At 64.7% G+C, this 13,431-nt stretch carries 2 protein-coding genes; one reads left to right on the top strand and one right to left on the bottom strand.

Annotation, left to right across the window (positions count from 1 at the left end; genetic code table 11):
• Positions 1-1,440: monovalent cation:proton antiporter-2 (CPA2) family protein (locus GIW79_RS25585; RefSeq protein ID WP_236477437.1), on the bottom strand; the 1,440-nt coding region annotated here is incomplete at its 3' end.
• Between the two features lie 428 nt (positions 1,441-1,868).
• On the opposite strand from GIW79_RS25585, the gene GIW79_RS25580 reads away from it, so the two are divergent.
• Positions 1,869-13,256, top strand: a complete 11,388-nt coding sequence (locus GIW79_RS25580; RefSeq protein WP_236477436.1) for an autotransporter-associated beta strand repeat-containing protein — start codon at positions 1,869-1,871, stop codon at positions 13,254-13,256.
• The last annotated feature ends 175 nt before the right edge of the window (positions 13,257-13,431 follow it).

Below are 13,431 nucleotides of genomic sequence, written 5' to 3'. Positions count from 1 at the left end.
GTCCATGGCGATCACGAAGAATTCCGCTTGGTCGACTTTGGCGGCGTGGAGGATTTCCGGGCGTTGGGGGTCGCCGTAGAACACCGGCATGCCGCCGAAACTGCGGGTCAGCTCGATGGTTTCCACCGAGGTGTCGAGGGCGATGAACGAGATGTTCTGCGCGCGCAGGATTCGCGCCACGATCTGGCCCATCCGGCCCATGCCGGCGATGACCACGCGAGGCGCATCGCTTTCGATGGCGCGGTATTCCTCGGGCACTTCCACCGGCTTGGCCTTGGGTTTGAACAGCTTCGGACACACCAGCAACAGCAGCGGAGTCACGGCCATGGACAGGGTGATGGTGAGCACCAGCACGTCGTACAGCTGCGGTTCGAACAGGCCCTGGTCGCGACCGATCTTGAACACCACGAAGGCGAACTCACCCCCCGCCGCCAGCACCACGCCCAGGCGCAGGGCACTTTCGCGATTGAGGTCGCCCACCATCCGCCCGACGGCGTACAGCAGCGGCAGCTTCAAGCCGATCAGCAGCAGGGTCAGGCCGATCACCACCAGTGGCGTGCTGAGCAGCAAACTGAGGTTGGCGCCCATGCCCACGCTAATGAAAAACAGCCCCAGCAGCAGGCCCTTGAATGGCTCGATCTGGGATTCCAGTTCGTGGCGGTATTCCGAATCCGCCAGCAGCAGGCCGGCGAGGAAGGCCCCCAGGGCCATGGACACGCCCACCAACTCCATCAGCCAGGCGGTGCCGATCACCACCAGCAGCGCGGTGGCGGTGGACACTTCGCGCAGGCCGGTCTTGGCCACAATGCGAAACACCGGGCGCAACAGGTAGCGCCCGCCGATGATCACCACCGCGATGCTGCCGAGGATCTGCAACACATGTTGCAGGCCCTGGGCTTCGGTGGTCGGATGATCGCTGCCGGCCAGCAACGGCACCATGGCGATCAGCGGGATGGCGGCGATGTCCTGGAACAACAGGATGGCAAAGGCCAGGCGCCCGTGGGGTTGGTTGAGCTCCTTGCGTTCGGCCAGGCTTTGCAGGCCAAACGCCGTAGACGACAGCGCCAGGCCCAGGCCCAGCACGACGGCGCTGTTCCACGACTGGCCAAACAGCCATAGCGCGACCGCGCCCATCACCACACCGGTGAGCAGGACCTGGGCCAGACCGACGCCGAACACCGCCTTGCGCATCACCCACAAGCGTTTGGGCGACAGCTCCAGGCCGATGATGAACAGCAACAGCACCACGCCCAGTTCAGAGAACTGCGCCACGCTTTGCGGGTTGCCGATCAGGCCGAGAACCGACGGGCCGATGATCACACCGGCAAACAGATAGCCCAGCACCGCGCCCAATTGCAGGCGCTTGGCCAGGGGCACGGCCAGCACGGCGGCGAACAGGAACACCACGGCTGCTTGTAACAGGTTGCCTTCATGGGGCATCACGAACTCCATCGTTTACGTAGATCAACTCGGGGGGCCATTGTGGCGAGGGAGCTTGCTCCCGCTGGGCTGCGAAGCGGCCCCAAAAAACTGCGGGCGCTGCGCACCCGAGCGGGAGCAATCTCTGGCCACAAAAATATTCCACAGCAGGGGAAATAGAGCGCTATTAGAGCGCTTTTTCACATTTTGAAACTTGTATTTTTGTCGCGACAGTCAATGGATGTTGGCTCTCATCCCATTCTTACGCCGATTTTACGAAAGTATTAATACCATTTAATTCAATGGCTTTCGCGCAGGTCTACTAACGTTTCGAAAAACTGGATCAGTAGTCACCACGGTCAGGTGTTTCGAATTCGATGCGTGTGGATCGGTGAAGCAAGGCGTGCACGCAGTCACGGATGAAAGGCTTGGACCACAAGGAGTAGAACGTGGATAGAAGACTTGCGACTGCCGCTTTACCTCGTATTTCTGCGCTTTCTCTTGCGATCCGCCTGGGAGTGGCCGGGCTGGTGATGGGGCTGGCGAGCCCGGATGTGTTTGCCGCCTGCAGCCCGGCAAGTCCTGCGGCCGGCGCGACGGTGACCTGTACGGGCGTGCCGTCATTGCCATTGTTCCTCAACACTTTCAGCAGCGCGGTCAATAACCTGACGGTCAACGTCAATGCCGGGGCGCAACTCAACGCAACACTGGGCGGCAAAGCACTGACCCTGACCGGCAACAACGCCACGTTGAACAACTCCGGCACCATTGACCCGGCACTCCTCGGATTGGTTTCAGTGTTGAGCGGTGGTGTGGTGATCGGCAACACGGCAGCCAGCGTGTTGAACATCACCAACAGTGCCACCGGCATCATGCGCGGTACTGGCGCGTTGCTGGGGCTGAACCTGGCCTCGTTGGATGGCATGGCCCTGAACGCCACCAACGGCGCAGGCGGCACCACCACGATCGTCAACAACGGCGTCATTGGTTCTTCCTCCTTGCTCGGCCTGTCGCTGTTCACGTCCGATACCCCGGTGGTAGCCGTGCAGGGTGGCGGGCAGGTCAATATGACCAACAACGGCGCCCTGACCGGGCGCGTGGCGTTCGAGAGCTCTGCTACGGGAAACACGTTCCGCAACACCGGCACTATCTCTGGCGGCGTGTCGATGGGGGCCGCCAGTACCAACACCTTTACGGCAGTCACGGGCTCGCAAGTGACCAACGGTGGCGGTATCGGCGTAAGCCTGGGCGGCCTGATCGGCGTGAACCTGACGTTTGCGCCCACCGGCCAGGTGGACGGCGGCGCAGGCGGCAGCAACTCGCTGATCCTTGAAAACACGACGGGCGTCGGTGGTGGCAGTACAGGCACCGGCACGGCTTCAAGCGCCAACTATGTCAACTTCAACAACCTGGCCATCAACAGTGGCACCTGGACGTTGCAGGGGCCGTTGGTCAGCGGCAGCACTACGCTCAATGGCGGTGTCGCGCAATTCAATAACAACGCGACATTTGGCAGCGGTGTGCTCACGTCTAACGGCGGTGCTATCGAGGCCACCGGCAACGGCCTGACCCTGACCAACCTGATGACCCTGGGTACCGGTGGTTTAACGGTACAGGGCGCCTCGACCGGGCTGACCCTGAATGGTGTGATCTCGGGCGCCGCGGGTGTGAGCAAAGCGGGTACCGGCGAGTTGATCCTCAGCGGGGCCAACACCTTCCAGGGTGGTACCACCTTGAACGCCGGCACGCTTACATTGGGCAATGCCGCAGCGCTAGGTACCGGTGCCTTGACCGTTGCGGGGGCGAGTACGTTGCAGAGCAATGCAGCCTTGACCACCAGCAATGCAATCGCCTTGAACGCCAATCTGACCGTAGACGGCGTGAACCCGCTGACCCTTGGCGGGGTTGTCAGCGGTGGTTCCGGGTTGATCAAGGAGGGCGTATCGAGCCTGGCGCTTACGGGCAACAATACTTACACCGGCGCCACGGCCCTCAACGCCGGTTCGCTGGTGGTTGGCTCCAATACTGCGCTCGGCGCCAGTGTGTTGAACGCCTCGGCGGGTACCACGTTGGATGCCAGTGCAGCAGTGAGCCTGGGCAATAACCTCAACCTGGGCGGTAACCTGACCCTCGGCGGCAGCAACGCGCTGACCCTTGGCGGTGTGGTGGCGGGCCTTGGTGGGTTGATCAAGAACGGCCCGGCGGATCTGATCCTCAATCAAGCGAACACTTACCTGGGCAACACAGCGCTGAACAGCGGCAAGCTGGTAGTTGGCGCCAGTGGTGCCTTGGGCGCGGGTACGTTGAATGCAGCCGGGGGCACGACCCTGGACGCCAGTACCAGTACGACGCTGGCCAACGCGATCAACCTGGCCGGTAACCTTGGAATCGGTGGCAGCGCCAACCTGACCCTGGGCGGCACGGTCAACGGTGCAGGCAGCCTGACCAAAGGCGGCGCGGCCGGCCTGACACTCAGCGGCAGCAATAATTTCCTGGGCGGCACTACTCTGAATGCGGGCAGCCTGACCGTCGGCAGCAATACGGCGCTTGGCCTGGGCAACTTGACCGTCGGCGGCGCCGCAACCCTGGACAGCAACTCAGCGGTGGCACTGGGCAATGGCATTGTCCTCAACGCCGGGCTGATCGTCGGCGGCACCAATGGGCTGACCCTGGGCGGTGTGGTCAGCGGCGCGGGGGCGCTGATCAAGGATGGCCTGGCCAACCTGACCCTTGACGGCACCAACACGTTCACCGGTGGCACCAGCCTCAACGCCGGTACGTTGACCTTGGGCACGGCAGGCGCATTGGGCGCGGGCCCCTTGACGGTCGGCGGTGCGGCAACCCTGGATAACAGTGCGGCCCTTACCCTGGGCAACGGGATTGCCTTGAATGGCGACCTGACGCTCGCGGGCAACAATGACCTGAATCTCAGCGGCGTGCTCAGCGGCGCCAGTGCGCTGATCAAAAATGGCTTGGCTGACCTGACCTTGAGCGGCAACAACACGTTTACCGGGCCATTGAATATTGTCTCCGGCAGCGTCACCACCGGCAGCGCCGGTGCATTGGGCAGCACCTCCGGCGTTGATGTCAGCGCTGGCGCTGCGCTGAACCTGGGCGTCGATTCCAGCCTGGCCGGCCTCAGCGGTGCGGGTGGCGTGGCAGTCGGCGGCGGTTTGGAACTCACCGTGGGTGGCGTGAACACCAGCAGTACTTTTGACGGTGACCTCAGCGGCGCGGGCAGCTTGATCAAGGTGGGTACCGGCACGCTCACGCTCAACGGAATCAATGGCATCACCGGTAACACGGCGATCAACGCGGGCACTCTGGATGTCGATGGTTCCCTGGGCAGCGCGTCGGTCAACGTGAATACCGGCGGCACCCTCACCGGCAGTGGCTCGCTATTGGGTACGGCGAATATCAACAACGGCGGGCACCTGGCGCTGGGCAGTGGCACGACCTTGTCGGCTGGCGGCCTGAACATGAGTGCCGGGGCCAGTCTGGATGTGGCGCTTGGCGCACCGTCGCTGACCTCGCTGATGAATGTCGGTGGCAACGTGAATCTGGCCGGCGACCTCAATGTGAGCGATGCCGGTGGCTTTGGCGCCGGCGTGTATCGCTTGATCAACTACACCGGCGGCTTGACCGGCGCATTGAACGTCAACACGGTGCCGCTGGGTTATGGCCTGGGTGATCTGCTGGTACAGACCTCAGTGGGCAGCCAGGTCAACCTGGTGGTAGCGGCGCCGAATATTCGTTTCTGGGACGGCAGCAACACCCTTGCCAACGGCACTGTCGACGGTGGCAACGGCACCTGGACAGCGGGGGGCACCAACTGGACCTCGGCCGACGGCATTTCCAACCAGACCTGGGGCGGTGGCTTTGCGGTGTTCCAAGGTGCTGCGGGGACTGTCAGCGTGAATGGCGTACAAACCATCACCGGTCTGCAATTCGTCACCGATGGCTACAGCCTGGTCAATGGCACCGGTGGGCAGTTGAGCACCGGCAGCGGCAACTTCGCCGTACGTGTCGACCCACTGGCGACTGCCACCCTCGGCGTCGATATCACCGGCGCGGGCGTTCTGAACAAACTCGATACCGGCACGCTGGTGCTCAATGGCGCCAACAGCTACACCGGTGGCACCTTGCTCAATGGCGGTACCTTGGTGGTCGGCAGCAACACCGCGCTGGGTACTGGCGCCCTGACTGCTGCGGCGGGCACCACACTGGACAGCAACGCCTCCGTAACCCTGGGCAATAATGCGGTACTCAGCGGCAGCCTGACGGTCGGCGGCAGCAACGCATTGGCGCTCAATGGCGCCATCAGTGGCATCGGTGGTCTGGTGAAGAACGGCACGGCAGACCTGACACTCGGCGGCACCAATACCTTCCTGGGCCCTGTGGCCTTGAACGCAGGCGGGCTGATCCTGGCCAGCAATACGGCGCTGGGCGCGGGCGTGTTGAACGCCGCCGGCGGCACAACATTGGACGCCAGCACGGCGGTTACCACCTCCAACGCGATCAATCTGGCTGGCAACCTGGGCATCGGCGGCACCGCTGACCTGACGCTCGGCGGCGCAATCAACGGTGCGGGCAGCCTGACCAAGGAGGGCGCGGCCAATCTGATCCTCAGCGGCGCCAACGCCTACCTGGGTGGCACCACCCTGAACGCCGGTACGCTGACCTTGGGCAGCGCCACCGCCCTTGGTCTGGGCAACCTCACCGTTGGCGGCGCGGCGACCCTGGATAACACGGCAGCGCTGAGTGTGGGCAATGGCGTCGTGATTGACGCCAACCTCGCCGTCACCGGCAGCAATGACCTGACCCTGGGTGGCCTGGTCACCGGCACGGCTGGCCTGAGCAAAGACGGCGCGGCCAACCTGACCCTCAATGGCGTCAACACCTTCCAGGGCGGCACCACCCTCAACGCCGGCACGCTGACCCTGGGCACGGCAGCGGCCCTGGGTACCGGCGCCTTGAACGTAAACGGCGCGGCCACGCTGGCCAACAGCACACCGCTGGTATTGGCCAATGCGGTCAACCTCAACGCTGGGCTGACCGTGGGCGGTCTCAACAATAACCTGACCCTGGCCGGCGTGCTGGCCGGCAGCGGTAGCCTGGTCAAAACCGGCACGGCGGATGTGAGCCTCACCGGTACTAACACCTTCAGCGGCCTGTTCGATGTGCAATCGGGCAGCCTCACCACGCTGGGCAATGGGGCACTGGGTGTCGGCGCCGGGGTCAACCTGGCGAGCGGTACGTCCTTGAACCTGGGCGGCAGCGCCAGCCTGGGCGCCCTCACGGGTACCGGGCTTGCAACCGTAGGGGCCGGCAGCACCTTGAGCGTCGGCAACAATAACCTCGACAGCACTTTCGACGGCGTCGTGGCAGGCCTCGGCAACCTGACCAAAGACGGCACAGGCGCCTTGACCCTCGGTGGCCTCAGCGTGGTGACCGGCGATGCCCAGGTCAACGCCGGCAGCTTGCTCGTCAATGGCTCACTGGCCAGCGCCAATGTGGCGGTGGGCAGTGGCGCCACCCTCGGCGGTACCGGCACCTTGCTGGGTAATGTGAGCATCGCCGACGGCGGCCACCTGGCCGTCAATTCCGGCGCGACCCTGACCACCGGTTCGCTGCTGCTCAATGCCAACTCCAACCTGGATGCGGGCCTCGGCGCGCCCGCCACGGGCGGCACCGCGCTGGTGCAGGTCAACGGCAACCTGACTCTGGACGGCACCCTCAACGTCACGGATATCGGCGGCTTCGGTGCGGGTATCTACCGCCTGATCGACTACACCGGCGGCCTGACCAACAACGGCCTGCTGCTGGGCAGCCTGCCGGTGAACATCCCGGCCAGCGGCCTGGACCTGCAAACCGCTATCGGTAACCAGGTCAACCTGCTGGTCAACGGCAGCACCAACGTGCAGTTCTGGGACGGCAGCCAAACCACGGGCAATGGCACCATCGAAGGCGGCAGCGGCACCTGGAGTGCAGGCGCCAGCCAATGGACCGGCGTCAACGGCGCATTCAATACAGCCTGGACCCCGAACAGCTTTGCCGTGTTCCAAGGCACGGCGGGCACTGTCACGGTTGACGGCGCGCAAGCAATCACTGGGTTGCAGTTCGTCACGGATGGCTACAACCTGGCGGGCGGCACGGCGGGGGCCTTGACCCTCTTCAATGGCACCGGTGGCAACACCGCTGTGCGTGTCGATCCTGGCGTCACCGCCACCCTGGGCGTCGCGCTCAACGGCGGTGGCACCCTGGCCAAGCTCGACACCGGCACCCTGGTGCTCAACGGCGCCAATAGCTACACCGGCGGCACCGCACTCAATGGCGGCACGCTGGTGGTCGGCAATGACAGTGCCCTGGGCAGCGGCGTATTGACCACCGCCAATGGCACCACTTTGGACAGCAACGCTGTGGTCAACCTGGCCAACAATGTGGACGTCAACGGTACGTTGACCGTCGGCGGCAGCAATGCCCTGACCCTGGCCGGCACCGTGGCGGGCACGGGCAGCCTGATCAAAAATGGCATCGCCAACCTGACCCTCAGTGGCAACAACACCTATGCCGGCCCAACCGCACTCAACGCAGGCGGCCTGATCCTGGCCTCCAACACGGCCCTGGGCAGTGGCGCCCTGAACGCGGCTGCCGCCACCACCCTCGACAGCAGCACGGCGGTCGCCCTGGCCAATACGGTCAATCTGGCCGGCAACCTGGGCATTCTAGGCACCGCCGACCTGAGCCTGAACGGCCTGGTCAGCGGTACCGGTGGTCTGACCAAAACCGGCGCGGGCGACCTCACGCTCAACGGCGCCAATGCCTACTTGGGCGGCACGCAGTTGAATGCCGGCTCCCTGACCCTGGGCAATGCGTCGGCCCTGGGCAGCGGTGCCTTGGCGGTCAATGGGGCAGCCACCCTGGACACCAACACGGCGTTGGCCCTGGCCAATAACACCAGCCTGAATGCCGCGCTCACCGTCGGCGGCAGCAACGACCTGAGCCTCAACGGCGTGGTGGACGGCAGTGGTTCGTTGACCAAGGCCGGTGGCGCCAACCTGACTCTGAACGGCGCCAATACCTACAGCGGCGGCACGGCACTCAATGCCGGTACGCTGACCCTCGGCAGCACCACGGCCCTGGGCGCGGGCGCGCTGACCGTCGGCGGTGCGGCGACCCTGGCCAATAGCACGCCGCTGGTGCTGGCCAATGGGGTCAACCTCAATGGCGACCTCAGCGTCGCTGGCAGCAACAACCTGACCCTGGCCGGCGTACTCGCTGGCAATGCAGCGCTGATCAAGAATGGCGCGGCGGACCTGCTGCTGACTGGCAACAACAGCTTCAGCGGCCCACTGACCGTGGCGGCCGGCAGCGTGACCACGGCGGGTAATGGTGCGCTGGGCACCACCTCCGGCGTCACTGTCGGCAGCGGCGCGAGCCTCAACCTGGGTGGCAATGCCAACCTCAACAGCCTGGCTGGCACCGGTACGGTGCAGGTGGCGGGCGGCGCTACGCTGGCGGTGGGAGGCAGCAACCTCGATAACAGCTTTGGCGGCGCGCTCAACGGTGCCGGCAACCTGGATAAAAACGGCAGCGGGGTGCTCAACCTGAGCGGCACCAATGCCCTCAGCGGCGCGGCCAACGTCAACGGCGGTACCTTGAATGTCACAGGTTCCCTGGCCAGCGGCACGGTGGCGGTGAACAGCGGCGCAACCCTGGCCGGCAGCGGTTCATTGGCCGGCGCGGTGACCGTGGCCGACGGTGGGCACATCGGCCTGGCCTCCGGCAGCACGCTGTCGGTGGGCTCGTTGGTACTGGGCGGCAACTCGAACCTGGATGTCGGTCTCGGCACTCCGGTGCTGGGTGGCGGCACAGGCCTGCTGAATGTCGGCGGCAATCTGACCCTGGACGGCAACCTCAATGTCACCGATATCGGCGGCTTTGGCAGCGGCGTCTATAACCTCATCAACTACACCGGAGCCTTGACCGATAACGGCCTGGCTCTTGGCACACTGCCAGGCAGCGTGGTGCCGGGCGACCTGCAAGTGCAGACCGCGATCACCAACAAGGTCAACCTGCTGGTGACCGCGCCCAACACCACCGTGCAGTTCTGGGATGGTAATCAATTGATCGGCAACCGTGCCATCGACGGCGGCAACGGCTCTTGGAGCGTTGGTGATACCAACTGGACCAATGTCGACGGCACCCTCAACCAAAGCTGGGTCAACAGCTTCGCGGTGTTCCAAGGCGCGGCAGGCAACGTGACGGTGGACGGCACGCAGAACATCACCGGCATGCAGTTCGTCACCGACGGCTACACCCTGGGCGCCGGCACGGCGGGCGTGCTCAACCTGGTCAATGGCGGCACCGGCAACACCGCGGTGCGCGTCGACCCGAACGCCACCGCGACCCTGGGCGTGACCCTCAACGGCGCCGGCACCCTGGCCAAGCTCGACAGCGGCACCCTGGTACTCAACGGCAGCAATGGCTACACCGGCGGTACCGCGCTGAACGGCGGCACCCTGGTGGTGGGCAATAACAGTGCCCTGGGCACAGGCGCCCTGACGGCGGCCGGTGGCACCACCCTGGACAGCAACGCGGCGGTCAGCCTGGCCAATGCGGCCGTGCTCAGCGGTGCGTTGACGGTGGGTGGCAGCAACGCGCTGACCCTCAATGGTGGCATCAGCGGCAGCGGCGGCCTGGTGAAAAACGGTGCGGCAGCGCTGACGCTCAATGGCGTCAACAGCTACAGCGGCGGCACTGGCCTGAACGCCGGTCAATTGATCCTTGGCAATAATGCTGCCCTGGGCAGTGGTGCCTTGACGGTGGGCGGCGCGGCGCAACTGGATGGCGGCACCGACCTGCAACTGGCCAATGCCCTCAACCTCGGTGGCCCGCTGACCCTGGCCGGCAGCCACGACCTGGCCCTCAACGGCGTGGTCAGCGGCAGCGGCAGCCTGGTGAAAAATGGCAACGGCGCCTTGTTGCTGACCGCTGCCAACACCTACAGCGGCGGCACCACGCTCAACGGCGGCAGCACCACGGGCAACGCCACCAGCCTGCAAGGCGCTATCGCCAACAACGCGGCGTTGACCTTTGAGCAAGCCATTGACGGCACCTACACCGGCAACCTTACCGGCGCTGGTGTACTGAACAAAACCGGCACCGGAGCGTTGCTGCTGACTGGCAACAACACCTTTACCGGTACTACCAACGTCAACACCGGCAGCCTGCTGGTCAACGGCACCTTGAACAGCGCCGCAGTGCAAGTCGCCAGCGGCGCGACCCTCGGCGGCAGCGGGACTCTGGGCGGTGCGGTGAACATGGCAGACGGCTCGGTGCTCCAGGCCGGCGCCGCGACGCCGCTGTCGGTGGGTTCGCTGGCCTTGTCATCGGGCACCACCCTGGACTTCGCCCTCGGCGCACCGGGTGCTTCCAGTACGGCGGTGAACGTGGCGGGCAACCTGACCCTGGACGGCACTCTCAACGTCAGCGATACCGGCGGCTTCGGCGTCGGCGTGTACCAACTGTTCCGCTACGGCGGCAGCTTGACCGATAACGGCCTCACCTTTGGCACCTTGCCGGTGGCCCTGGGCAACCTGAGCCTGCAAACGGCGCTGGCCAACCAGCTCAACCTGGTGGTGCAAACCGCGCCAGGGCAAATCCAGTTCTGGAACGGCGGCACCACCAACCCCGATGGCACCATTACCGGTGGCAGTGGTACCTGGGGCCCGGGCACCAACTGGACTGACCCGACCGGCACCCAGGGGCAGGCGTCCACCAACCAGTTCGCGGTATTTGGCGGGCAGGGCGGCACCGTGACCGTGGTTGGCAACCAAGGCTTCACCGGCCTGCAAGTGCTGGACGCCGGCTACGTGCTGACGGCCGGCGAAGGCGGCAGCTTGAGCCCGACCAATGCGGCGGATGGCAGCCTGGCGCCAGTGCGGGTCAATTCCGGCGTGACCGCTCAGATTGATGCTCCGCTGGTGGGGACCGGCGGCATCAACAAACTGGATGCCGGTACCTTGCTGCTGACTGGCGCGAATACCTACACCGGCGGCACTACCGTCAGTGGCGGTACGCTGGCGGGCACCACCACCAGCCTGCGTGGCAGGATCCTCAACAACGCGCGGTTGTTGTTTACCCAACGCACCAATGGCCAATTCAGCGGCACCTTGAGCGGCACCGGTGCGCTGATCAAGCAAGGCGCAGGCGCGCTGTTGCTGACCGGCAACCAGCCGTTCAGCGGCACCGTGGCGGTGGAAGAGGGCGTGTTGCAAGTGGGCAACGCGGCCAACCCAGGCGCCGTGCTCGGCGGCCAAGTCACCGTGGCCAACGGTGCGGGGCTGACTGGTAACGGCAGTGTCGGTTCGCTGGTCAACAACGGCTCGGTGACACCCGACAGCGGCAAGCTGACCGTGGCCGGCAACTTTACCAACGCCAGTACCGGTGCGCTGAACCTGGTGATCACCCCATCCACCACCGGCTCCCTGGCCGTGGGCGGCACCGCCAACCTGGGCGGCACCTTGAATGTGGTCAACCTGACACCCTATGCCGGCGCCACCACCTACACCCTGCTGACGGCGGGCGCAGTCAACGGTACCTTTGCCACCACCAATCTGGAGAACTTGGCGTTCCTCACTTCCGCGTTGAACTACAGCCCAACCCAAGTGGCCCTGGCGGTCAGCCGCAACGACGTCAGTTACGCCAGTGTGGCGGCCACTGGTAACCAGCGCGGCGTGGCGGCGGCGTTGGGCACAGGCACCGGAGTCGGTGGCGCAGCGGTGCAAAACGCCCTGCTTAATGGTGATGTGGCAGCGGCACGCGCGGCCTTCGACAGCTTGTCCGGCGAAATCCACGCCAGCACCGCCAGCGCCATGCTTGAAGACTCGCGTTACGTGCGTGATGCGGTCAACGAGCGCCTGCGCCAACCCGGTTGCTACCGCGAGGACGACCCGCGCAATGCCCTGGCACCCAGCGAAAACCACCTGAGCAGCGCCGGTTGTCACGGTGAGATGGTCGGCTGGATGCGCGTGCTCGGCACCTGGGGCCATATGGGCGGTGACAGCAACAGCGCCAAGCTGGACCGCAACCTCAGCGGCTTCCTGCTCGGCACCGACAAGCAAGTGGACGACGCCTGGCGCGTCGGTGTGGCCGCCGGCTACACCCGTAGCGACCTGGACGCCAAGCGCCGCAATTCCAGCGCCGATGTGGACAGCTACCACCTGATGGCCTACACCGCCTACCAGCAGGAAGCCTTCGCCGCACGCATGGGCGTGGCGTACAGCTGGCATGACGTCGAAAGCAAACGCAACGTGGCCGTCGGTGGCGAGGGCCAACGCCTCAAAGCCGATTACAAGGCACGCAGTGCGCAGGTGTTCGGTGAAGTCGGCTACACCATCCAAACCCCTAGCGTGGCCCTGGAACCGTTCGCCGGCCTGGCCTACGTCAACTACGACAGCGACACCATCAAGGAAAAAGGCGGTTCGGCAGCCCTGCGTGGCGATGCCGACCAGGACATCACCTACTCGACCCTGGGCGTGCGCATTGGCCAGACCATCACCCTGGGCAACGGCTCGAAAATCACCCCACGGGGCAGCATCGGCTGGCGCCATGCCTTCGGTGATACCAAGCCCGACGCCGACCTGAGCTTTATCAATGGCGGTGGCTCGTTCAGCACCCAAGGCGTGCCGATTGCCAAGGACAGTGCAGTGGTGGAAGCGGGGCTGGATTACCAGATCAGCCAGAACGGCAGACTGGGCCTGGGCTATTCGGGCCAACTCTCGCGTAACGACAAGGACCACGCAGTGACCGTGAGTTTCTCCCTCGGTTTTTGATCACGGCCGAGTTTTTTGAACCGCCCGAAAGGGCGGTTTTTTTTGGAAGATTTTTTGAAGAAGTACGTTGGTTCATGAAAGCAGGGCATTTATTGCTCACCGGGCAGCCTGAAGGATGTGAATACTATTTCTTCCGGAACACGGCTGGCGACCAACCGACGCCGGCCTAAAGTTA

Origin of the sequence: Pseudomonas sp. PA-7-1E (assembly GCF_021605325.1) — a bacterium.
Lineage (GTDB): Bacteria > Pseudomonadota > Gammaproteobacteria > Pseudomonadales > Pseudomonadaceae > Aquipseudomonas > Aquipseudomonas fluorescens_BV.
The sequence above is the reverse complement of the archived record's forward strand: the minus strand, read 5'-3'. Positions and strand labels throughout refer to the sequence as shown.